Genomic DNA, 24199 nt, shown 5'->3' on the forward strand with positions numbered 1-24199 from the left:
TTTACATGCAAGCTGTTAACAGCCTGTCTATAATGTCGAATCGAGCTACTGTTTTACTAAAAAAGTTTAACATTATCAGGAGAGCATTATGGCTGTTACTAATGTCGCTGAACTTAACGCACTTGTAGAGCGCGTAAAAAAAGCCCAGCGTGAATATGCCAGTTTCACTCAAGAACAAGTTGATAAGATCTTCCGTGCCGCCGCTCTGGCCGCTGCAGATGCTCGAATCCCTCTCGCAAAAATGGCCGTTGCCGAATCCGGCATGGGTATTATTGAAGATAAAGTGATCAAAAACCACTTCGCCTCCGAATATATCTACAACGCCTATAAAGATGAAAAAACCTGTGGCGTCCTGTCTGAAGACGACACTTTCGGTACCATCACCATTGCTGAACCAATCGGTATTATTTGCGGTATCGTTCCGACTACCAACCCGACCTCAACGGCTATCTTCAAATCGCTGATCAGCCTGAAGACGCGTAACGCCATTATCTTCTCCCCGCACCCGCGTGCTAAAGACGCTACCAACAAAGCGGCTGACATCGTATTGCAGGCGGCGATTGCTGCCGGTGCGCCGAAAGATCTGATTGGTTGGATCGACCAGCCTTCAGTAGAACTTTCTAATGCGCTGATGCACCACCCTGACATCAACCTGATCCTCGCCACCGGTGGCCCGGGTATGGTTAAAGCTGCTTACAGTTCTGGTAAACCAGCTATCGGCGTTGGTGCAGGTAACACTCCGGTTGTTATCGATGAAACTGCCGATATTAAACGCGCAGTAGCGTCCGTACTGATGTCAAAAACCTTCGATAACGGCGTTATCTGTGCTTCTGAACAGTCTGTTGTTGTTGTCGACTCGGTCTACGATGCCGTTCGCGAACGTTTTGCCAGCCACGGCGGCTACCTGCTGCAGGGCAAAGAATTGAAAGCCGTTCAGGACATCATCCTGAAAAATGGCGCGCTGAATGCGGCGATTGTTGGTCAACCGGCGGCAAAAATCGCTGAACTGGCAGGCTTCACCGTGCCGGCCACCACTAAGATTCTGATCGGCGAAGTTACCGACGTTGACGAAAGCGAACCGTTCGCTCACGAAAAACTGTCTCCGACGCTGGCAATGTACCGGGCGAAAGATTTCGAAGACGCGGTCGATAAAGCAGAAAAACTGGTCGCCATGGGCGGTATCGGTCACACCTCTTGCCTGTACACCGACCAGGACAACCAGCCGGCTCGCGTGGCCTACTTCGGCCAGATGATGAAAACCGCGCGTATCCTGATCAACACCCCGGCTTCTCAGGGTGGTATCGGCGACCTGTATAACTTCAAACTCGCACCTTCCCTGACTCTGGGTTGTGGTTCCTGGGGTGGTAACTCCATCTCTGAAAACGTTGGTCCGAAACACCTGATCAACAAGAAAACCGTTGCTAAGCGAGCTGAAAACATGTTGTGGCATAAACTTCCGAAATCTATCTACTTCCGTCGTGGCTCTCTGCCAATCGCACTGGATGAAGTGATTACTGATGGTCACAAACGCGCGCTGATTGTGACTGACCGCTTCCTGTTCAACAACGGTTATGCAGACCAGATCACTTCCGTACTGAAAGCGGCTGGCGTAGAAACCGAAGTGTTCTTTGAAGTTGAAGCTGACCCAACGCTGACCATCGTGCGTAAAGGCGCGGATCTGGCCAACTCCTTCAAACCAGACGTAATCATTGCGCTGGGCGGCGGTTCCCCGATGGATGCAGCCAAAATCATGTGGGTTATGTATGAGCATCCGGAAACCCACTTCGAAGAACTGGCGCTGCGCTTTATGGATATCCGTAAACGTATCTACAAGTTCCCGAAAATGGGCGTTAAAGCGAAGATGGTTGCCATCACCACGACTTCCGGTACCGGCTCTGAAGTGACTCCGTTCGCCGTGGTAACCGACGATGCAACTGGACAGAAATATCCGCTGGCCGATTACGCGCTGACTCCGGATATGGCGATTGTCGATGCCAACCTGGTCATGGATATGCCGAAGTCCCTGTGCGCCTTCGGTGGTCTGGACGCCGTGACTCATGCCCTGGAAGCTTACGTCTCCGTACTGGCTTCCGAGTTCTCCGATGGTCAGGCTCTGCAAGCGCTGAAACTGCTGAAAGAGTATCTGCCGGCCTCTTACCACGAAGGTTCTAAGAACCCGGTAGCCCGCGAACGTGTGCACAGTGCCGCCACTATCGCCGGTATCGCGTTTGCTAACGCCTTCCTGGGCGTGTGCCACTCTATGGCGCACAAACTGGGCTCACAGTTCCACATTCCTCACGGTCTGGCGAACGCCCTGCTGATCTGCAACGTTATCCGCTATAACGCGAATGACAACCCGACCAAGCAGACCGCATTCAGTCAGTATGACCGTCCGCAGGCACGCCGTCGTTACGCCGAGATCGCGGACCACCTGGGTCTGAGCGCTCCGGGCGACCGCACTGCTGCGAAAATCGAGAAACTGCTGGCATGGCTGGAAAGCCTCAAAGCGGAGCTGGGAATTCCGAAATCTATCCGTGAAGCCGGTGTTCAGGAAGCTGATTTCCTGGCTCATGTTGATAAGCTGTCTGAAGACGCCTTCGATGACCAGTGCACCGGCGCTAACCCGCGCTACCCGCTGATCGCCGAGCTGAAACAGATTCTGCTGGACACCTACTACGGTCGTGACTTTGTCGAAGGCGAAGCAGCGGCTGTGAAAAAAGAAGCGGCTCCAGTCAAAGCTGAGAAAAAAGCGAAAAAATCCGCTTAATTCACGGCATTGATATGAACGAAGCCCCATCTATTGATGGGGCTTTTTTTATATTCGTACTTTATTAGTGTTCACATACAGAAGTACAAGAAGCAATACACTGGGTAATATCTGAATACAGGAACCGATTCCATAAAAGACAACAGGCGCCATACAGGCGCCTGAAGATAATGAAATTAAAGAATTATTCGCAGTGGCGCAGCTTACTTTGCACCTGGGTTAACGAACCGATATTCAACGCCTCTTTATAATGCTTACGGCATACGGAAACGTAGCGCTCATTACCGCCAATCACCACCTGCTCGCCCTCATTGTACGGGCGCCCCTCCTGGTCAAGACGCAAAACCATGCTTGCCTTTCGCCCACAGAAGCAAATAGTTTTTAATTCAACCAGCTTATCCGACCATGCCAACAAATACTGGCTACCGCTAAATAACTCACCGCGAAAGTCCGTACGCAAGCCGTAGCACAATACAGGGATATCGAGCTCATCCACCACTTCTGAGAGCTCGTGGACCTGTTCACGGGTCAGGAACTGGCTTTCGTCCACCAGCACGCAATGAATAGGCTGGCGGGCATGTTCTGACGCTATATCGGCATATAACGACGTCTGAGGATTATACAGCCGCGCCGGAGAAGAAAGCCCGATTCGCGAGCTCACTTTGCCAGAACCAAAGCGGTCGTCGATTTCAGCGGTATAAACGACGGTACGCATCCCTCGTTCCTGGTAATTGTACGAAGACTGCAACAGTGCGGTAGACTTACCGGCATTCATTGCAGAATAGTAAAAATAAAGTTGTGCCATCGGCTGCGTAACCCCAATCAATGTGTTTTACTGCGCAATTGTATCATATATTACCGAGCCGACCGTGCTTTCACAGGGGGTATTGCCGACTTAACGATAATGCTTTACAAAAAATGAAACGGACGGTGAATGAATAGCTTCAGGCAAGACCGTTACTGCGCCAGCAGATACAAATCATTGTCGTTTTGTGCTTAAACCGCCATTCTCCGGACAACTATAATGGGTTTTGGCCGCCAATTTATATTAAGCATCACCGTAACTAATGCGCTAAAACTGAAGAGTGATATTTATCCACGTAAAGTATAAATTTACTCTCGAAACGCAGGAAAACCATCCTGACTCATGGTTTTAGCGCCTGGGCGTATGCTTAAGCTATAAGCGAGAAGATGTGAAGTCGCGCGAAAATTTAACTTAAATTATTTAATCAACCAGACAAATAACAAGTAATTTTGAATTCCTTACATTCTCCCCTATTGCACATCTGATTTTATCGCTCTATTATTACTTCAACAAACCACCCCACAATATAAGTTTGAGATTACTACAATGAGCGAAGCACTTAAAATTTTGAACAACATCCGTACTCTTCGTGCGCAGGCAAGAGAATGCACCCTTGAAACGCTTGAAGAGATGCTGGAAAAATTAGAAGTTGTCGTTAACGAACGTCGCGAAGAAGAAAGCGCCGCTGCTGCAGAAATTGAAGAGCGCACTCGTAAACTGCAACAGTACCGCGAAATGCTGATCGCTGACGGTATTGATCCGAATGAACTGCTGAGCACCATGGCGGCAGTTAAAGCTGGCACCAAAACTAAACGTGCTGCACGTCCGGCTAAATACAGCTACGTTGATGAAAACGGCGAAACTAAAACCTGGACTGGCCAGGGTCGTACTCCGGCAGTCATCAAGAAAGCAATGGACGAGCAAGGTAAAACACTGGACGATTTCCTGCTCTAATTAGCTTTATGCTTGATATAAAAATCCCGCTTCGGCGGGATTTTTTTTATCGCTACACGCTTAAAGTAACAGGCATAAAAAAACCGGATCATCATCAGACGACCCGGTTGTTCTGCTGGCGAATATTACTTCGCGACAGCCTGCTCAAGCCAGGCTTTAAAGTCTTCGCCCAGAGTTTTATGGCGAACGCCATATTCTACGAAGGCCTGCATATAACCGAGCTTATTACCGCAGTCATGGCTTTTGCCTTTCATGTGGTAGGCTTCAACGGTTTCTTTCTCGATCAGCATATCAATAGCATCAGTCAGCTGAATTTCATCGCCAGCTCCCGGAGGGGTTTTCGCCAGCAGCGGCCAAATATCGGCGCTCAGCACATAACGACCGACTACCGCCAGATTAGACGGCGCGACGTCTGCCTTCGGTTTCTCAACAACGCCAACCATCGGCACGCTTTCGCCAGGCTGCAGGCTTTCGCCTTTGCAGTCAACAACACCATAGGCCGTAACGTCATCAACCGGCTCAACCATGATCTGGCTGGCGCCCGTTTCGTCAAAACGAGCAATCATTTCCGCCAGGTTATCGCGGGTCAGATCGGATTCATATTCGTCCAGAATCACGTCCGGCAGAATAACCGCAACCGGTTCGTCGCCGACAACCGGATGCGCGCACAGCACCGCGTGGCCCAGACCTTTAGCCAGCCCCTGACGTACCTGCATGATGGTGACGTGCGGCGGACAAATAGACTGAACTTCTTCCAGAAGCTGACGTTTTACACGTTTTTCCAGCATCGCTTCGAGTTCGAAGCTGGTATCGAAATGGTTTTCAATAGAGTTTTTCGAAGAGTGTGTCACCAGAACAATTTCAGTAATCCCAGCGGCGATACATTCGTTAACAACATATTGGATTAATGGTTTATCTACCAGTGGCAGCATTTCTTTCGGAATAGCCTTGGTGGCGGGTAGCATCCTGGTGCCTAATCCCGCTACCGGGATAACAGCTTTTCTTACTTTAGAATTAAGGGCAGCCATTGAAATCTCCTGGACTGTTCGTTTTTTGAACTTAATCGTCAATAAATAACGCATCGAGTATATCAGTCTGATCAGATAAACCTGGTCTGAAAAGGTTTGGATACCCTCGAATTAGGACTTTTACGCATAAAACGCAGTGATAGTACCACCGGAAATGTAGGCCCGGTAATCCCACCTACTAAAAATAGATAGAATTGTTCAATCTGCAGACAACATCAGGCGTAAACGTCCCCCTGCTCCCCAAATTTGACACTGCCATGATGTGCAGCGCTGGCTAATTTGGTTGAGGTATGCGTTGCCCAACGTTCCTAACGGAACGCCGTTACTAATTTGAATTTTATGCTCTCCGGTATTCAGCGTGCCGTTAAGGCCGGCAGAAACCAGAATCAAATTTTTTAATCCGCTGTGATAATAACCAACCAACAATGGGAATTGGCCTGGTAAATTGGCCTGGCGGAGTAATTGGTTAACTTGTTTTAACAATGCGCCCATTTCCGGCAGTCGCTGCCCCTGATGAGCAAGCTGTTCTTGCAACAAGCCATTAAACAAAGCGCGTAATAATAATGCGGCCAGAACGCCATTATCACCGGCACGGGTAACATCCAGGCAATAAAACGCCAGATCGTTTTCTGATAACGGCGCAATATCCAGCACCAGCCCCGGTTTATCCGCAGAGATAAGCTGACGGTAATGAATGCGACAATGAGATATCTCCTGCTGTACCGGCGGCTGAAGCTCCTGCAATAACCTTGACGCGGCCAGAGGGTCGCTAACTAACGCATCCCAGTCTTCAAATAATCGCTCTTCCTCTTCTACTCGAGAACTAAACATTGTCGGGTAGAGACATGCATACACCGTTTCACGCAGGCGATTAAAATCTTTTACCGGCTTCAGTAAGACATCCTGCACGCCAAGACGCAGCGCTTTGGCAATGTCCGCCATGTTTTCGGTCGCGGAAATCATCAAAATAGGAAGTTGTTCACCCTGGTTGCGAACCTGTTCAACCAGCTCCAGGCCGTTCATTCTCGGCATCGAGATATCACAAATCATCAGATCCGGTTTCGAAATCGCGATTTGCTGCAGCGCCTCAATGCCGTCTTCCGCCTGGCGGATGGTCGCCCCCAGTGAAGTGAGCCAGCTATCCAGAAGAGAGCGGAAAACGGGTTCGTCTTCAACTATCAGAATCTGTTTTCCCGCCAATGGCTGCGTCATGTTCTCTCCCCTGGCTGACGATAATTAAATAGTGGCACGCTATTCACGCTATCGCCTGTCAGAATTTACTTAAGTGTTGGACAAGTGCGCTACGCGGAAGTGCGCACCAAGGGTAATAATTCATCCATTTTTTTCTCAACGGCCAGCTGTCCTGCGGCCATCGCTTCGCCAGCACGATGAAAATCGAGAGTGGAGATTTGCGGACAAAACGGCTGTAGCAGGATATCTGGCGGATCGCCTGCCATACGATTACGTTTCAGGCGGTTTTCCAGCACCTGAATCGAGGTGGACATAATCTCCATCGCCGTGGGGGTTATTGTCGCACGACGAGAGCTCATTCTCCCCAACCGGGATCGCAGGCGGGAATGCCAACTTAGCTCTTCTATCGGCTCCGGACGCGGCGATTCGATTGATAATAGGTCCTGCTGCATAAGATGGGCGTCATGCTGGAGGTCGACGGCAATCACAATATCCGCCCCCAAGGCTCGCGTTAGCGAGACCGGGACCGGATTGACCACCGCACCATCTACCAGCCAGTAGCCGTTATGCATCACCGGCGACATCAGGCCCGGCATACTACAAGAAGCGCGGACCGCCATGTGCAGGTCACCTTCCGTAAACCATAATTCACGCCCGGTGCTCAGGTTTGTCGCCACGGCGGCAAAACGACGTTCGCACTCTTCGATTTGCGCAACAGGCATAATTTGCCGGTATTGATTGAACACCCGCTCGCCGCGTAACAAACCGCCGCGCCGCCAGGAGAGATCCATCAATCGCAGCACATCCCAGTTTCTAAAGGAGCTAACCCACTTTTCCAACGCAGGGAGACGATTGCAGGCGTAAGCCGCACCGACTAAGGCACCAATAGAACATCCCGCCACTACATCGACATCAATTCCCGCCCGATGCAGCGCTTTTATCACGCCGATATGCGACCAACCGCGCGCGGCGCCAGCCCCTAGCGCTAAACCAATCTTCAACTTTCTCATTAGTACTGATACATATCCTTCCACTCCGAGCATGACATCAGCGCCATCGCTCAGTTAACATAATGCAGGTTGGCGCTCAGGCGCCGTCATTCTTTTCCATGGAGGCGATTTTGTCGCAATTATGCCCCTGTGGCAGCGCTCTCGAGTATAGCTCATGTTGCCAGCGATATCTGGACGGCGGTCAGCTAGCGCCGAGCCCGTCACAGCTGATGCGTTCCCGCTATAGCGCATTCGTGATGAAAGATGTCGATTATTTAATCAAAACCTGGCATCCGACCTGTGAAGCGTCACGTTTTCGCACCGATATTGAAAAAGGCTTTGCCAATACGCAATGGCTCGGCTTAACCGTTTTCGCCACCGATAACGGACGTAATCCCGACGAAGGCTTCGTCAGTTTTATCGCACGTTTTACTGAAGATAACCGCCCCGGCGCGATTATTGAACGTTCCAGATTCTTAAAAGAAAACGGACAGTGGTACTATATTGACGGTACCCGGCCATTAATTGGTCGTAATGACCCCTGCCCTTGCGGTTCAGGTAAAAAATTTAAAAAATGCTGCGGCCAGTAAGGCCCGGCATCAGCAATTGCAAACACAACAGGATTTCCCCCGCGATGCATTCATTACAACGTAAAGTACTACGCACCATTTGCCCTGATCAGAAAGGCCTCATCGCGCGTATCACGAATATCTGCTACAAGCACGAGTTAAACATCGTGCAGAACAATGAGTTTGTCGACCACCGTACCGGTCGCTTCTTCATGCGTACCGAGCTCGAAGGTATTTTTAACGACGCCACACTGCTGGCCGACCTCGATAGCGCGCTGCCGGAAGGTTCAATTCGCGAACTCAACCCGGCCGGCCGTCGCCGGGTGGTGATTCTGGTCACCAAAGAAGCGCACTGTCTCGGCGATCTACTGATGAAAGCCAACTACGGTGGGCTGGATGTCGACATCGCCGCGGTAATCGGCAACCATGAAACGCTGCGCACGCTGGTGGAACGTTTCGGTATTCCTTTTGAGCTGGTGAGCCATGAAGGACTGAGCCGTGAAGAGCACGACCAGCGAATGGGCGATGCGATAGCCGCCCACGATCCGGACTACGTGGTACTGGCAAAGTACATGCGCGTACTTACTCCGGCGTTTGTCGCTCGTTTCCCGAACAAAATCATTAATATTCACCACTCGTTCCTGCCGGCGTTTATCGGTGCGCGTCCTTATCATCAGGCCTATGAGCGCGGAGTGAAGATCATCGGCGCCACCGCCCACTACGTGAATGATAATCTGGATGAAGGCCCAATCATCATGCAGGACGTGATTCACGTCGATCATACCTATACCGCCGAAGATATGATGCGCGCGGGGCGCGACGTTGAAAAAAACGTCTTAAGCCGAGCGCTTTATCAAGTGCTGGCGCAGCGCGTCTTTGTTTACGGTAACCGGACGATTATTCTTTAATCGACAGCGAAATGAATTGGTTAGCTTTACGGCGTTACGCGTAAAAATCAGGCAACCAGTTTAATTTTGTCAAAGGAATGCTTTACAGGGGCGCGTCATTTGGTATGATGCGCCCCGCTTCCCGAGAAGGGAGCAGGCCAGTACAAAGCATTACCCCGTGGTGGGGTTCCCGAGCGGCCAAAGGGAGCAGACTGTAAATCTGCCGTCATCGACTTCGAAGGTTCGAATCCTTCCCCCACCACCATTATTCACTACAGTGATATGGTTTCCCCGACAAGCGTAAACGATGTTTGCACTTAGCGGGAAGGGTAAGAACCTTCGACTAAGGTTCGACTCGAGCGCCAGCGAGAGAACGTTGCCATAGGCAACGGCCCAAAGGGCGAGGAGCGATAGCGACAAGTTATCCTTTCCCCACTACCATTCATTTTGCTGAATAGCCTACAATTTGATTTTACCCCTGGTGGGGTTCCCGAGCGGCCAAAGGGAGCAGACTGTAAATCTGCCGTCATCGACTTCGAAGGTTCGAATCCTTCCCCCACCACCATCTCCCCAAGTCATACCCAGCTTAATCTACCTGCGATATTCTATATTCTGCCCAATGGGGAAGGATGAGAAGCTTCGACTAAGGTTCGACTCGAGCGTCAGCGAGAGCACGTTGCCGCAGGCAACGGCCCGAAGGGCGAGGCGCTTTAGCGCCGAGTAATCCTTCCCCCACCACCATCTCCCTTCAGCCACCGGTTCTGCTATCTCCTCGCTCGCGCTTCGCTTAGCGAGGCTACATACTCTTACACTCTCTCAGCCACCTGTTCTGCTATCCCCTCGCTCGCGCTTCGCTTAGCGAGGCTACAGGTGGTGACGTCTGGTAGCCCGGACAGGTGCGCAGCACCGCCTCCGGGAAAACTCACAGCGGGGGCAAGCGCCTTTTTACCGGCGAGCTTTTCACCACCGACGTATTGCATTGCGCATATTCTGCCAGACCATCCAATATCGTATCCAGCTGCGCAATATCGCGCACCACGAGACGCATAACAAAACAATCCTCTCCGGTGACCTTGTCGCTTTCAATACACTCCGGTATAGCCTGAATATATTTATCCACTTTTTGCAGCAATCCCGGTAGCGGCCTCACCCGTACTAATGCCTGCAGGCTATATCCCAATGCCGCCAGATTAACCCGTGCGCTATAACCCTGAATCACTCCTTTTTCCTCAAGGCGTTTTACCCGCTCGGCGGTACTCGGGGAGGTCAATCCCACCTGCGCACTCAATACCTTAAGCGAAACTCTGGCATCTTGCGTCAGGCAGGCCAGAATCGCCCGGTCTATTTCATCAATAATGTATTCCATTTATTTCACCTAATTAATAAAGGTATTTATCTGTTTTTACCTTAATTCAGATATATCAAGCTGTCAGGCTTTTCACGACAATAATGGAAAACTTCTGGAGGTGAAATATGCAGCTTTCTCGTGGAGTCTGGCAAATGAGTCTGGCGATGATAATTTCCGGCTCGATTGGCGCGTTCGTGCTGCTCTCAGGGTTGCCGGTAATCGACGTGGTTTTCTGGCGCTGTCTTATCGGCGCAGTCACATTATTGCTGTTTATTTTGTTAAGCCGACAGCCCTTCAGCCGCCTGACGCGTCTCACCCTGGCGCTGGCAATCCTTGGCGGCGTCGCGCTGGTCATTAACTGGCTGCTGCTTTTTGCCGCCTACTCACGCGTTTCTATTGGGATGGCCACCGTGGTCTACAATACCCAGCCTTTTATGCTGGTATTACTGAGCATGATGCTGGGTGAAAAGGTAAGCGCGGTAAAATGGGCATGGTTACTCCTGGCCTTTACCGGCGTGGTGATTCTGCTGTCGAGCGAGCTGACTCCCGCCCACAGCGATAATCTCGTCACCGGTATTATCCTGGCATTAGGCGCGGCATTTTTTTATGCCCTGACCGCTATTATTGCCCGCAAACTGCAGCCGCTCCCGGCGCAGCATATCGCTTTTATTCAGGTTATCGTCGGCACGGTAATGCTTTTGCCGCTGGTTCATGCTCCTGAGTTTAACAGCCACTTCCCCTGGCGCTATCTGCTGATCCTCGGCGTTGTCCATACCGGGATTATGTACCAGCTTTTATATAGTGCGATTCAAAAGCTACCGACGCCGGTCACCGGTTCGCTGTCGTTTATCTATCCGCTGGTGGCTATTCTGGTGGACTATCTGGTTTTCCATCATGCGCTGGCGCCGCTGCAGTTGGCAGGAGGGGTGCTGATTTTGCTTGCCGCTGCGGGCAACAACCTTGGTTGGGGCGAAAAAAAACCCCGCCATGGCGGGGTGAGTCAGCCGTCGCGGATGAACTAGCGACGTGCGCGTACAATCTGGTATTTGCGCGTCAGGTATTCGACCGGCGCGCTCCAGATATGAACCAGACGTGAGAACGGGAACAACAGGAACAGCGTCATCCCCAGCACCAGGTGCACGCGGAAGACAAACGCCACGCCATCAAGATGCTGCGAAGCGCCGCCGTGGAAGGTCACCACCGACTGCGCCCAGCCGACCAGTTTCATCATTTCGCTACCGTCCATATGCTGGGCGGAGAATGGAATGGTCAGCAGTCCCAGCGCGCATTGCACCATCAGTAACGAGAGGATCAGAATATCCGCTGTCGTGGTGGTAGCGCGAACGCGTGGGCTCAGCAGACGGCGCTTAAGCAGCAGTAAACCGCCCACCAACGTCATCACGCCGCACGCGCCGCCGGCGAACATCGCCATTTTCTGCTTCACGTCGATCGGCAGGAAGGATTCATACATCCAGTGCGGAGTCAGCATGCCGAGGAAATGGCCGGCGAAAATACCCAGGATCCCGATATGGAACAGGTTTGACGCCAGGTTCATCCCTTTACGATCCAGCATCTGACTGGAGGCGGCGCGCCAGGTGTACTGACCGTAGTCGTAGCGCAGCCAGCTGCCAATAAGGAACACCGAACCCGCAATGTACGGATAAATGTCAAAGAAGAACATATTCAGGAAGTGCATTAGTGCTGTCCTCCGTTAGAGATATTCAAATATTGCGGGGCCACGGCTCCGGCAAAACGACGCTGGTGAGCGGAAATCTCCGACTCGCCGCAGCCCTGGTCGGCAAAGAATTTGACCTGCTCTTCTTCCCAGACGGCATCCAGCGCCTGCGGCGTATCGTCGCGGGCCTCGTCGGCGATCTTCTCCGCCACTTTCTGGCTATCGACCTGAGTATTGGCCAGCTTCAACAGCAGCTCGAACAGCACCGCATAGCGGCTTTCGCGCTGTTGCAGACGCGCGCTGAGCAGGCCGAGGATCGGCGCAACGTCCCGCAGGCCGCCAAGCGCTTCCTCTTCCGGCAACTGCGCCAGATACTCCAGATACAGCGGTAGGTGATCCGGCAGCTCATGGCTATCAAGCAGTAGACCATGGCGCTCGTACTGCGCCATCAGGTCGACCATCGCCTGCCCGCGATCGCGGGATTCGCCGTGAACATGTTCAAATAGCAGCAGCGAGGTGGCGCGGCCGCGGTCGAACAGCTCGCTGTACGCCGACTGGGCGTCCAGCGGATCCTGAGCCACCAAATCGCGCAGGAAAACGCCCAGCGCATGGGCATCTTCTTTGGCGAGTTTTTCCGATGACGCGAGAGCCTCGAACATCTCCTGCTGATGCTGCCACAAGGCAGCGTCAGGGTATTCGAGCAGACGCGACATAATCACGAGTTCAATCATGAGTGCGGCTCCGTTTTGCTGGTAACGTCAATGGCGTCGATGCGACGGCTGTTGAACAGGTTGAATTCGCTGTCAGAACCGTGACAACCATCGCCGAAGGTAAAGCCGCAACCGCTCTTCTCCGGGAAGGCATCGCGGGCCTGTTCGCGATGGCTGCTCGGTACCACGAAACGATCTTCGTAGTTGGCGATGGCCAGATAGCGATACATTTCCTGCGCCTGCGCTTCGCTCAGCCCCACCTCTTCCAGCGCGCGGGTATCGACGACGCCGTCGACGGTTTCCGCTCGTTTGAAGTGGCGCATCGCCAGCATACGTTTCAGCGCCAGCAGTACCGGCTGGGTATCGCCCGCGGTTAGCAGATTCGCCAGATACTGGACCGGAATTCGCAGGCTTTCTACGTCAGGCAGGATCCCGTTACTACCCAGTTCACCCGCATCGGCGGCGGACTGAATCGGCGACAGAGGCGGCACGTACCAGACCATTGGCAGGGTACGATATTCCGGGTGCAGCGGCAGCGCCAGCTTCCAGTCCATCGCCATTTTGTATACCGGAGACTGCTGCGCGGCTTCAATTACGCCCTGCGGTACGCCATCTTTTAGCGCCTGCTCAATCACTTTTGGATCGTTTGGATCGAGGAAGACGTCCAGCTGGCGCTGATACAGATCTTTCTCGTTCTCGGTGCTGGCGGCGTTTTCAATTGCGTCCGCGTCATACAGCAGTACGCCAAGGTAGCGGATACGGCCCACACAGGTTTCGGAACACACCGTCGGCATCCCGGATTCAATACGCGGGTAGCAGAAGATGCATTTCTCGGATTTCCCGCTCTTCCAGTTGAAGTAGATCTTCTTGTACGGGCAGCCGGTGATACACATCCGCCAGCCGCGGCACTTATCCTGGTCGATCAGGACGATACCGTCCTCTTCACGCTTATAGATGGCGCCGCTCGGGCAGGTCGCGACGCACGCCGGGTTCAGGCAGTGCTCGCACAAGCGCGGCAGATACATCATGAAGGTGTTTTCGAACTGGCCGTACATCGCCTTCTGCATGTTTTCGAAGTTCTGGTCTTTGGCGCGTTTTTCAAACTCGCCGCCGAGGATCTCTTCCCAGTTCGGGCCGCTGGTAATTTTGTCCATCCGCTGGCCGGTAATCAGCGAGCGCGGACGGGCGATCGGCTGATGTTTACTTTCCGGCGCGTTATGCAGATTCTGGTAGTCGTAATCAAACGGCTCGTAGTAATCATCGATCCCCGGCAGATGCGGGTTGGCGAAGATTTTACCCAGCAGCATCGCGCGGTTGCCCATGCGCGGCTGCAGCTTACCGTTGATTTTGCGGATCCAGCCGCCTTTCCATTTTTCCTGGTTTTCCCAGTCGTTGGGGAAACCGACGCCTGGCTTACTTTCTACGTTGTTGAACCAGGCGTACTCCATCCCTTCACGACTGGTCCAGACATTTTTGCAGGTTACGGAGCAGGTGTGGCAGCCGATGCATTTATCGAGATTCAGCACCATGCCGACTTGTGAACGAATTTTCATTTTACGCTCTCCTGTACCTGGTCATTACCTTCGCCGTCTAACCAGTTAATGTTCTTCATCTTACGTACCACAACAAACTCATCGCGGTTGGAACCGACGGTGCCATAGTAGTTAAAGCCGTATGCCAGGTGGCCGTAGCCGCCGATCATATGGGTCGGTTTTGGCGTAATACGGGTGACCGAGTTGTGGATCCCGCCGCGCTGACCGGTAACTTCAGAGCCTGGCAGGTTCACGATACGTTCCTGCGCGTGATACATCATGGTCATTCCGGCCGGTACGCGCTGGCTCACTACCGCACGCGCCGTCAGGGCTCCGTTGGCGTTAAATACTTCGATCCAGTCGTTATCTTCGATACCGAGATCTTTCGCATCCGCTTCGCTCATCCAGACGATCGGCCCGCCGCGCGACAGGGTCAGCATCAGCAGGTTATCGCTGTAAGTGGAGTGAATCCCCCACTTCTGGTGCGGCGTCAGGAAGTTAAGGGCCTTCTCTGGATTGCCGTTGGACTTCTCGCCCATCACCGCTTTCACCGAACGGGTGTCGATCGGCGGACGATAGACCAGCAGGCTTTCGCCAAAGTCGCGCATCCACTGGTGATCCTGATACAGCGACTGACGGCCGGACAGCGTACGCCAAGGGATGAGCTCGTGAACGTTGGTATAGCCAGCGTTATAGGAGACATGTTCGTCTTCCAGGCCAGACCAGGTCGGGCTGGAGATGATCTTACGCGGCTGCGCCTGAATATCGCGGAAGCGGATCTTCTCGTCTTCTTTATTCAGCGCCAGGTGCGCATGCTCGCGGCCGGTAAATTCGCTCAGCGCTTTCCACGCCTTCACGGCCACCTGACCGTTGGTTTCCGGCGCCAGAGTGAGGATCATTTCAGCGGCGTCGATAGCGGTCTCCAGCTTCGGCTGGCCTTTCGCCGGGCCTTCCGCCTTGGTGTAGTTGAGCTTACGCAGCAGATCCATCTCGCTCTGGGTATTCCAGGCGATCCCTTTACCGCCGTTGCCGATGGTTTCCAGCAGCGGGCCGATAGAGGTGAAGCGCTCGTAGGTCGCCGGATAATCGCGCTCGACCGGAATAATATGCGGCGCGGTTTTCCCTGGAATCAGGTCACATTCGCCTTTTTTCCAGTCTTTAACGTCAAACGGCTGCGCCATTTCCGCGGCGGAATCGTGCTGAATCGGCAGCGTCACTACGTCAGTTTCTTTTCCGAGGTGACCCACGCACACTTCAGAGAATTTCTTAGCGATACCTTTATAGATATCCCAGTCGCTCTTCGATTCCCAGGCCGGGTCAACGGCGGCCGACAGCGGGTGAATAAACGGATGCATATCCGAAGTATTCATGTCGTCTTTTTCGTACCAGGTTGCGGTCGGCAGTACGATGTCGGAATAGAGACAGGTGCTCGACAGACGGAAGTCGAGCGTGACGACCAGATCCAGTTTGCCGTCGAGGCCGTTATCCCGCCACTCGACTTCTTCCGGCTTCACGCCGCCCTGCTTGCCAAGGTCTTTGCCCTGAATGCCATTCTCGGTACCCAGCAGGTACTTGAGCATGTATTCATGACCTTTACCGGAGGAACCCAGCAGGTTGGAACGCCAGATAAACAGGTTACGCGGATGGTTTTTACCGTTCTCCGGCTGTTCGGCCGCAAAGCGAATAGCCCCCTCTTTCAGCGATTTCACGGTGTAATCGACCGGCGTCATGCCGGCTTTCTTCGCTTCGTCAGCAATACGCAGCGGGTTCACGCCCAGCTGTGGCGCCGACGGCAGCCAGCCCATACGCTCAGCGCGCACGTTGAAGTCGATCAGATGTCCGCTGTAGCGGGATTTATCCGCCATCGGCGACAGCAGTTCCTGCGCGGTGACCGTTTCATAGCGCCACTGGCTGGAGTGGTTATAGAAGTACGATGTACTGTTCATGTGGCGTGCCGGACGCTGCCAGTCAAGGGCGAACGCCAGCGGCTGCCAGCCAGTCTGCGGACGCAGTTTTTCCTGACCAACGTAGTGCGCCCAACCGCCGCCGCTCTGGCCAACGCAGCCGCAGAAGATCAGCATGTTGATCAGTCCGCGGTAGTTCATGTCCAGATGGAACCAGTGGTTCAGGCCCGCGCCGACGATAATCATCGAACGGCCGTGGGTCTTATCGGCGTTATCGGCAAATTCGCGGGCGGTACGGATGATGTGCGCGCGGGATACGCCGGTAATTTTTTCAGCCCAGGCCGGAGTGTACGCTTTGACGTTATCGTAGCTGGTCGCGCAGTTTTCATCGTTCAGCCCACGTTCCAGGCCATAGTTAGCCATGGTCAGGTCATAAACGGTGGTCACCAGCGCGGTGGAGCCGTCGGCCATCTGCAGGCGTTTCACCGGCAGTTTGTGCAACAGAATGTTTTCGAGGTCGACTTTGTTGAAATGCTCGGAACCTTCACCGCCAAAGTATGGGAAGCCGACGTTGGCGATATCGTCGTGGCTGCCAAGCAGGCTCAGACGCAGTTCAATCTCTTCGCCGGTTTTACCATCGCGCTGCTCGAGGTTCCACTTGCCTTTGTCGCCCCAGCGGAAGCCCAGAGAACCGTTAGGTACGGTCATTTCGCCCTTCTCGTCAAAGGCGACGGTTTTCCATTCCGGATTCTGCTCCTGGCCCAGGGAGTCAACCAGGTCGGCAGCGCGCAACATACGGCCAGCGGCATAGTAGCCATCGCGCTCTTCGAGCATAACCAGCATCGGCATGTCGGTGTAGCGACGTACGTAATCGGTGAAGTACTGGCTCGGTTTATCGAGGTGGAACTCACGCAGCATGACGTGGCCCATCGCCAGCGCCATCGCGGCATCGGTACCCTGCTTCGGCGCCAGCCACAGATCGCAGAGCTTGGCGATTTCGGCATAGTCCGGAGTAATTGCCACGGTTTTGGTCCCTTTATAGCGAACTTCGGTAAAGAAGTGCGCGTCCGGGGTACGGGTCTGCGGGACGTTGGAGCCCCAGGCGATGATATAGCTGGAGTTATACCAGTCGGCAGATTCCGGCACGTCGGTCTGTTCGCCCCAGGTCATCGGCGAGGCCGGCGGCAGGTCACAGTACCAGTCGTAGAAGCTCAGGCAGGTACCGCCAATCAGCGACAGGTAACGGGCGCCGGACGCGTAGGAAACCATCGACATCGCCGGGATTGGCGAGAAGCCTGCCACGCGGTCTGGACCATAAGTTTTGACGGTGTAAACGTTTGAGGCGGCAATCAGTTCGTTCACTTCTTTCCATGAAGAACGAACAAAACCGCCGCGGCCGCGGGCCTGTTTAAAGCTTTTCGCTTTATCGGCATCTTCAATAATTGAAGCCCATGCCTCAACCGGATCGCTATGCTGAACTTTCGCTTCACGCCACATTTTCATCAGACGTTTACGCATCAGCGGATATTTCAGGCGGTTAGCGCTGTACAGATACCAGGAGTAGCTGGCGCCGCGCGGACAGCCGCGTGGCTCATGGTTCGGCAGATCGGGGCGGGTGCGCGGGTAATCGGTCTGCTGGGTTTCCCAGGTGACCAGACCATTTTTGACATAAATTTTCCAGCTGCATGAGCCGGTGCAGTTCACACCGTGAGTGGAACGCACGATTTTGTCATGCTGCCAACGCTGGCGGTATCCATCCTCCCAATCCCGGTTGGTTTTAAGAAGCTGGCCGTGCCCATCGGCAAAGGTTTCACCCTTCTGTTTGAAGTAGCGAAACCGGTCCAGAAATTTACTCATCGGGTTTCTCCTGATATGGAGCCTGACGGCTCTCTGATAAATCGACATTGCTGGATTTGCAGCGAAAATAGCGCCATGCCGAAGGAGGAGAATTGATGACGATCAATGCGAAATACCTTATAAATCCGCCCTCAAACCACAATTACCACCAAAGTAGTAACAATATTCATTGATTATCACTTTGTTTTATAAGGATTATTTTAAATATGACAGAATGTTAACCGGGATTTATGCCACGCTTAGGTATTAAGTGGTAGATGGCTTACCAGCGTTATCTCCCTGAATTTAACCACCTTGCGCAGATCAAAAGTATGTTGTAACTAATAGCCACTCATAAAAAAGGCGCACCCTGTGGCGCGCCCTGTCACTTACCGTTAAGAAAAGACTTATTTCTGTTTACGGCCGTATACCGCCCAGGTGATCACCACGCAGGCAATATAGAACACGAGGAAGACTTTCATTGCTCCGGCCGGCGATCCGGTCAGATCCAGCGAAATACCGAACGCTTTCGGAATAAAGAAACCACCGATCGCGCCAATCGCCGAAATAAAGCCCAGCGCCGCGGCGGTATCCGTCGCCGCTTCACGCATCGCCTGCGCTTCACTGCCGCCCTGCGCTTTGACGCGATCCATCGTAAGCTTACGGAAGATAACGGAAATCATCTGGAAGGTGGAGGCGCTGCCCAATCCCGCGGTCAGGAACAGCACCATAAATACCGCGAAGAAGGCAATGAAGTTGCCGCCCTGACCATTGGTCGGCAGAGTCAGGAACAGTAACGCGCAGAAAATAGCCATCACCACGAAGTTGACCAGCGTCACGCGGGTCCCGCCGAGTCGGTCGGAAATCGCGCCGCCCATTGAGCGCGCCAGCGCGCCAATAAACGGACCGAAGAAGGCATAGTGCAGGATCTGCACGTCCGGGAACTGGGTTTTTGACAGCATCGCAAACCCGGCGGAGAAACCGATGAAAGAGCCGAAGGTCGCGAGATACAGCAGCGCCATGATCCACAGATGCAGGCGTTTAAGTACCGGTAACTGTTCGCTCAGCGACGCTTTTGAGGCCGACAGGTCGTTCATAAAGAACCACGCGGCCAGGGTAAAGATAATCAGGAAAGGCACCCAGATCCACGCGGCGTTTTCCAGATACAGCATCGAGCCATCCGGCTGCTCGCTACCGCTACCGCCGAACACGGCAAAGATAGAGAGCGAGACCACCAGCGGCGCAACCAGCTGCATTACGCTAACGCCCATGTTACCCAGACCGCCGTTAACCCCTAGCGCCCCGCCCTGTTTCTCTTTCGGGAAGAAGAAGCTGATGTTCGCCATGCTGGATGCAAAGTTAGCGCCGGCAAAGCCGCACAGCAGAGAGATAATCACGAACACGCTAAACGGCGTGGAGGTATCCTGTACCGCGAAGCCCAGCCATACGCACGGAATAATCATGATACCGGTACTGAACGCCGTCCAGCGGCGGCCGCCGAACAGCGGAACCATAAAGGCATAAGGTACGCGTAATAATGCGCCGGAAAGCGCCGGGAGGGCGGTCAGCATAAACAGCTGATCGGTAGTAAACTGAAAGCCAACTTTATTAAGGTTCACGGCGACGGCGCTGAACAACATCCAGACGCAGAACGCCAGTAAAAGGCAGGGAACGGAGATCCACAAATTACGGCTCGCCACACGATGGCCGCGCTGTTGCCAAAACTCAGGATCTTCAGGACGCCAGTCGGTGATGACTGAGCTGTTAGCCTTCTCCGGGATTGAAGAGTGACTCATAGATACCTCTGATTATTCATATTTCCTGATGCTACCTTAGGGGTTGCTCAAGGCTGTAAGTTGATATAAATCAAAGGAAAAGCGCGGGCCATTTTGTACAAAAATAAATCATGCTCCGAAGTGAGTAGATAATTGTGAGAGAAAAAGTGTGGTTTTTCACGCGACTGCCGGGTTTCTGGTTATCCCTCCCACCACGGCGCCTACCACCGACAATTAAGGAGTAATACCTTAGGGGTATGGGTATACTCCAGGGGATAGCCGAGAATAAGCGCCACTCCCGGAGAGATGACCCATCAGGAGCCACCCATTCCATGTTAAAACGTCTTTTTACGCCGCTGACGTTGGTTAATCAGCTTGCGTTAATCGTACTGCTCGCCACCATCATCGGCGTGGCCGGCATGGCGATATCCGCCCGCCTGGTGCATGGGGTGCAGGGCAGCGCCCACGCCATTAACAAGGCCGGCTCGCTGCGTATGCAGAGCTATCGCCTGCTGGCGGCTATTCCGCTGACGGACAACGATCAAAAGTTGTTTAACGATATGACTGCAACCGTATTTAGCCCGGAGTTGCAATACTCCGCGCGTCGTGACGGCCAGGAAGTACAGCTGAAAGCGCTGCAGCAATATTGGCAGTTGTCGCTGGGACCGGGCATGAAACAGGCGGTCAGGCAAAGCGACGTGGCGCAAGATGTCGCCGATTTTGTCGACCGTATTGACCGGTTGGTTACCGCTTTCGACCACACGACAGAACAGCGTATCGAGCGCGTGGTCTGGATCCATCGCATTCTCGCCATCGGCATGGCGGTGCTGCTGATCTTTACCATCATCTGGCTGCGTGCGCGTCTGCTACGGCCATGGAAACAGTTACTGGGTATGGCGCGGGCGGTCAGCCAGCGCGATTTTACCCAGCGCGCGCACATTAGCGGGCGTAACGAAATGGCGACGCTCGGTATGGCGTTGAATAATATGTCGGAAGAGCTGGCGGAAAGCTACGCCGTGCTTGAACGGCGAGTACAGGAAAAGACCGCCGGCCTCGAGCAGAAAAACGAGATTCTGGCCTTTTTATGGCAGGCCAACCGTCGGCTACACTCCAGCGCCCCGCTGTGCGAGCGCATTTCACCGGTGTTGAATGGCCTGCAGGGGCTGACGCTGCTGCGTGATATTGAAGTGCGGGTATATGATCTCGAGGATGAAGACAATCATCAGGAATTTGCCTGCCACTCCGATATCGAATGCGATGATAAAGGCTGTTATCTGTGTCCGCGCGATCTTCCCCCGCTGCCGGATGGCGGTACGACGCTGAAATGGCGGCTATCGGACGCGCATAACCAGTATGGCATCCTGCTGGCCACGCTGCCGGTTGGCCGCCATCTGAGCCACGATCAACAGCAACTGGTGGATACGCTGGTGGAACAGCTGACCAGCACGCTCGCGCTGGACCGCCATCAGGAGAAGCAGCAGCAGCTTATTGTGATGGAAGAGCGCGCCACCATTGCCCGCGAGCTGCATGACTCAATCGCCCAGTCGCTTTCGTGCATGAAGATGCAGGTCAGCTGTCTGCAGATGCAGGGCGACAGCCTGCCGGATGAAAGCCGCCTGCTGCTGGGGCAAATACGCAACGAACTGAATACTTCGTGGGCGCAGTTGAGGGAGTTATTAACCACCTTCCGTCTGCAGCTTACCGAAGCAGGACTGCGTCCGGCGCTGGAGGCCAGCTGTCAGGAGTACAGCGCCCATTTTGGTTTCACGGTGCAACTCGATTACCAGTTGCCGCCGCGATTTGTCCCGTCGCATCAGGCGATTCACCTGTTGCAGATCGCCCGCGAGGCGTTAAGCAATGCGTTGAAGCACGCCAACGCGACGGAAGTCACCGTGACCGTGTCACAACGCGATAATCAGGTACGTTTAGTCGTTGCCGATAACGGCCGCGGCGTACCGGAAAACGCGGAGCGAAGTAACCATTACGGTTTAATTATTATGCGGGATCGCGCGCAAAGCTTGCGCGGCGACTGTCAGGTCCGCCGCCGGGAGACCGGCGGTACCGAAGTCGTGGTGACATTTATCCCGGAAAAAGCCTTCTCAATCCAATAAGGAGACCCCTATGAGTCAACAGGAACGGGCAACCATCCTTCTCATTGATGATCATCCCATGCTGCGCACTGGCGTTAAGCAACTGATTAGCATGGCGCCGGACATTCAGGTTATCGGCGAAGCCAGCAATGGCGAACAAGGTATTGAACTGGCGGAATCGCTGGATCCGGATCTTATTCTGCTGGACCTTAATATGCCGGGGATGAACGGCCTCGAAACCCTTGACAAGCTGCGGGAAAAATCGCTCTCCGGCCGCGTGGTCGTATTCAGCGTCTCCAATCATGAAGAGGACGTGGTGACCGCCCTGAAACGCGGCGCCGACGGCTACCTGCTGAAAGATATGGAACCGGAAGATTTGCTGAAAGCGCTGCAGCAGGCCGCTGCGGGCGAAATGGTATTAAGCGAAGCGTTAACCCCGGTACTGGCCGCCAGCCTGCGCGCTAATCGCGCCACGTCCGACCGCGACATCAGCCAGCTGACCCCGCGCGAGCGCGATATCCTGAAGCTGATTGCCCAGGGCCTGCCGAACAAAATGATCGCCCGCCGCCTGGATATCACCGAAAGTACGGTTAAAGTGCATGTGAAGCATATGCTGAAGAAAATGAAGCTGAAATCACGCGTTGAAGCCGCCGTCTGGGTTCACCAGGAACGGATCTTCTAAGGCGATTCCATCCAGGAAACGTCGGGAGCCGTAAACGTCACCAGCGGCTCGGTCAGCGCCAGTGCGATCTCATTGGACGAGACGCGCTGACCCGATTTGTCTTCAACCACCACCGACAGACGCCAGCGATTCACCGCGCCCGGCTCGCTGTTCCATACCGGCATAATGATGCTCCAGCCATCCGCACTGTTGGCATTAACCGGCGGCGTCAGGCTTAGCGCCTGAGTATCCCCCTGCCAGTGCAGCGATTTAATACCGTGCAGGCTATTAATTTGCAGCTTCAGCTGTACCGTTTCGCCGGAGTGCAGATCCCACGGCGGCGTCGCCAGATAGACCGTCAGATTCTTACGCTGGCGATACTCCACTACCGGCAGATTATCGCGTTCCGGGCTATCGTATCGGCTGCCGCGTAGCGAGTTGCTGATAGCCACTTCATCCGCCGCCAGTTGCTGTTTCAGCGGTACCCCAAAACGATAATTCAGCTTCAGGCCGACATTATTCTGGCTGACGCCATTTTCACCCTGTTTGTGTTTTGCGGTGACCGTCACCAACGGTACCGGGGTGTAATTCAGTCCCACCGAAACCGCTACCGGATTGTGGTATCCGGTACCGGAATGAAACAGATCGACGCTATCGCCGAAGTACTGTTCAACGCTGACGCTGGTATTAATGTGCTGATAAAACGGCAATCGCGCCTGGGCAGTCACGTCATAGCCAACGGCCATCCGCTGCTCCTGGGTCTGATTTTCCCGCAACTGCCAATCGCCGAGTGGGTGGTAATAGTTGGCCGATAAGCGCAAGTACTCGCCCCAGGCTTCCGCGCCGATGCTGCCGCGCGCCAGGCTCTCGCTGAGCACTTTGTCGTAAAACGAGTTATAACCCAACAGCCAGCTACCGACACGCCAGCGCTGACCGAGCCCAATATTGCCCACCAGATCGTTCTCGCGCCGGGTAACCGAATATTGATTCCAGGTGAGGTAACGCTCATTGTCCTGCAGCGGCACAAACCAGCTACCCTTGCTGCCGGTGAAGTTACCCTCTTTATCCACCAACAGGTCGATATTGGCATTACCCCACGGCGACAGCCAGTTTTCCAGCTGATGGCTGAACTCATTGCCGATTTTGCTGATGGCGAACATCCGCGCCTGCTCGCCGGTGGTCAGTCCGTTATCGCTCATGCTGGCTTCGCCGAATTTTTTTGCCATCTCGGCGAAATGTTTGGCATCGTCGTCAACCTGCGGCGCTATTCCTAAATCGGGCAGCGTAGTTTCCGGCGGCATACTGTTATCGTTGGCAATCAGCGCCCAAGCGGGAGTGCCTGTCAGCAGCAGGAGAAGCGTCAGTGATGGGGTTAAGCGGTACGGCAAAGGCATCAAACGGATTAACGTAAGCTCACGGGGAATAACAACATCACGTTAGTTTATCGTTTTTTGCCCTTCCCCGCAGCCCTGTGGGCC

18 protein-coding genes, 2 tRNA genes and 2 other RNA genes are annotated in these 24199 nt (G+C 53.9%); 11 read left to right on the forward strand and 11 right to left on the reverse strand.

Annotated elements, in window-relative coordinates; translation table 11 throughout:
- The first annotated feature begins 88 nt into the window (after positions 1-88).
- A complete protein-coding gene (gene adhE, locus ABLV66_RS15100) occupies positions 89-2767 on the forward strand; it encodes a bifunctional acetaldehyde-CoA/alcohol dehydrogenase (protein WP_045397551.1) in 2679 nt (892 codons plus the stop codon).
- A 184-nt stretch (positions 2768-2951) separates the two neighbouring features.
- Here the strand turns inward: adhE and tdk are convergent, their stop codons facing one another.
- On the reverse strand, positions 2952-3572 hold the full coding sequence (tdk, locus tag ABLV66_RS15105; RefSeq protein ID WP_045397553.1) for a thymidine kinase: 621 nt from the start codon (positions 3570-3572) through the stop codon (positions 2952-2954).
- Positions 3573-4118: 546 nt separating this feature from the next.
- Between tdk and hns the strand changes: the two genes are divergently transcribed.
- The gene (gene hns / locus ABLV66_RS15110; protein WP_004103116.1) at positions 4119-4526 is read left to right on the forward strand and encodes a histone-like nucleoid-structuring protein H-NS; all 408 of its coding nucleotides are present in this window, start codon (positions 4119-4121) and stop codon (positions 4524-4526) included.
- A 125-nt stretch (positions 4527-4651) separates the two neighbouring features.
- Here hns and galU read toward each other — a convergent pair whose 3' ends face one another.
- The 3 genes from galU to rssA form a co-directional block, all read right to left on the reverse strand.
- Positions 4652-5554, reverse strand: a complete 903-nt coding sequence (gene galU, locus ABLV66_RS15115; RefSeq protein WP_045397556.1) for a UTP--glucose-1-phosphate uridylyltransferase GalU — start codon at positions 5552-5554, stop codon at positions 4652-4654.
- A 198-nt stretch (positions 5555-5752) separates the two neighbouring features.
- Positions 5753-6766 (reverse strand): two-component system response regulator RssB, encoded by a 1014-nt coding sequence (rssB, locus tag ABLV66_RS15120; RefSeq protein WP_045397559.1) that lies wholly within the window; start codon positions 6764-6766, stop codon positions 5753-5755.
- A gap of 89 nt (positions 6767-6855) precedes the next feature.
- Positions 6856-7755, reverse strand: coding sequence for a patatin-like phospholipase RssA (rssA, locus tag ABLV66_RS15125; RefSeq protein ID WP_348877136.1), 900 nt, complete (start codon positions 7753-7755; stop codon positions 6856-6858).
- A gap of 110 nt (positions 7756-7865) precedes the next feature.
- Between rssA and ABLV66_RS15130 the strand changes: the two genes are divergently transcribed.
- From ABLV66_RS15130 to ABLV66_RS15155, 6 genes are all read left to right on the forward strand, one after another.
- Positions 7866-8324, forward strand: coding sequence for a YchJ family protein (locus ABLV66_RS15130; RefSeq protein ID WP_045397568.1), 459 nt, complete (start codon positions 7866-7868; stop codon positions 8322-8324).
- Positions 8325-8368: 44 nt separating this feature from the next.
- Complete coding sequence (gene purU, locus ABLV66_RS15135) at positions 8369-9211, forward strand: formyltetrahydrofolate deformylase (RefSeq protein ID WP_045397565.1); 843 nt, start codon at positions 8369-8371, stop codon at positions 9209-9211.
- Positions 9212-9370: 159 nt separating this feature from the next.
- Positions 9371-9455: transfer RNA gene (locus ABLV66_RS15140), tRNA-Tyr, on the forward strand.
- A gap of 43 nt (positions 9456-9498) precedes the next feature.
- Positions 9499-9631: non-coding RNA, RtT sRNA (locus ABLV66_RS15145), on the forward strand.
- A gap of 39 nt (positions 9632-9670) precedes the next feature.
- A tRNA-Tyr gene (locus ABLV66_RS15150) sits at positions 9671-9755 on the forward strand.
- Between the two features lie 43 nt (positions 9756-9798).
- Positions 9799-9931, forward strand: a non-coding RNA gene (locus ABLV66_RS15155) — RtT sRNA.
- Positions 9932-10112: 181 nt separating this feature from the next.
- Here the strand turns inward: ABLV66_RS15155 and ABLV66_RS15160 are convergent.
- Entirely contained in the window at positions 10113-10556 is a 444-nt protein-coding gene (locus ABLV66_RS15160; RefSeq protein ID WP_045393819.1) for an Lrp/AsnC family transcriptional regulator, read from the reverse strand.
- Positions 10557-10663: 107 nt separating this feature from the next.
- On the opposite strand from ABLV66_RS15160, the gene ABLV66_RS15165 reads away from it, so the two are divergent.
- A complete protein-coding gene (locus ABLV66_RS15165) occupies positions 10664-11560 on the forward strand; it encodes a DMT family transporter (protein ID WP_047046738.1) in 897 nt (298 codons plus the stop codon).
- On the opposite strand, the gene narI is transcribed toward ABLV66_RS15165, so the two are convergent.
- The 5 genes from narI to ABLV66_RS15190 all read right to left on the reverse strand — a co-directional run bounded on the left by narI (position 11557) and on the right by ABLV66_RS15190 (position 19991).
- Positions 11557-12234 (reverse strand): respiratory nitrate reductase subunit gamma, encoded by a 678-nt coding sequence (gene narI / locus ABLV66_RS15170; protein ID WP_015367083.1) that lies wholly within the window; start codon positions 12232-12234, stop codon positions 11557-11559. The two genes, ABLV66_RS15165 and narI, sit on opposite strands and share 4 nt — an antisense overlap.
- Positions 12234-12944 (reverse strand): nitrate reductase molybdenum cofactor assembly chaperone, encoded by a 711-nt coding sequence (gene narJ, locus ABLV66_RS15175; RefSeq protein ID WP_348877137.1) that lies wholly within the window; start codon positions 12942-12944, stop codon positions 12234-12236. The genes narI and narJ overlap by 1 nt, the downstream gene beginning before the upstream one ends.
- Positions 12941-14476, reverse strand: a complete 1536-nt coding sequence (narH, locus tag ABLV66_RS15180) for a nitrate reductase subunit beta (protein ID WP_045393813.1) — start codon at positions 14474-14476, stop codon at positions 12941-12943. The genes narJ and narH overlap by 4 nt, the downstream gene beginning before the upstream one ends.
- Positions 14473-18216 carry a nitrate reductase subunit alpha gene (locus ABLV66_RS15185; RefSeq protein WP_047078768.1) on the reverse strand — a complete coding sequence of 1248 codons (3744 nt, stop codon included), beginning with the start codon at positions 18214-18216 and terminating at the stop codon, positions 14473-14475. Before ABLV66_RS15185 ends, narH begins: the two co-directional genes overlap by 4 nt.
- A 386-nt stretch (positions 18217-18602) precedes the next feature.
- Complete coding sequence (locus ABLV66_RS15190; protein WP_045393811.1) at positions 18603-19991, reverse strand: NarK family nitrate/nitrite MFS transporter; 1389 nt, start codon at positions 19989-19991, stop codon at positions 18603-18605.
- Positions 19992-20302: 311 nt separating this feature from the next.
- On the opposite strand from ABLV66_RS15190, the gene narX reads away from it, so the two are divergent.
- Entirely contained in the window at positions 20303-22081 is a 1779-nt protein-coding gene (gene narX, locus ABLV66_RS15195; protein ID WP_045393808.1) for a nitrate/nitrite two-component system sensor histidine kinase NarX, read from the forward strand.
- 10 nt (positions 22082-22091) lie between these two features.
- Complete coding sequence (gene narL, locus ABLV66_RS15200) at positions 22092-22742, forward strand: two-component system response regulator NarL (protein ID WP_045375156.1); 651 nt, start codon at positions 22092-22094, stop codon at positions 22740-22742.
- Here the strand turns inward: narL and ABLV66_RS15205 are convergent.
- A complete protein-coding gene (locus ABLV66_RS15205) occupies positions 22739-24115 on the reverse strand; it encodes a YchO/YchP family invasin (protein WP_047078767.1) in 1377 nt (458 codons plus the stop codon). The two genes, narL and ABLV66_RS15205, sit on opposite strands and share 4 nt — an antisense overlap.
- Between the last annotated feature and the right edge of the window lie 84 nt (positions 24116-24199).

This window comes from Klebsiella sp. CN_Kp073 (assembly GCF_040065495.2).
GTDB classification, from domain to species: domain Bacteria; phylum Pseudomonadota; class Gammaproteobacteria; order Enterobacterales; family Enterobacteriaceae; genus Klebsiella; species Klebsiella aerogenes.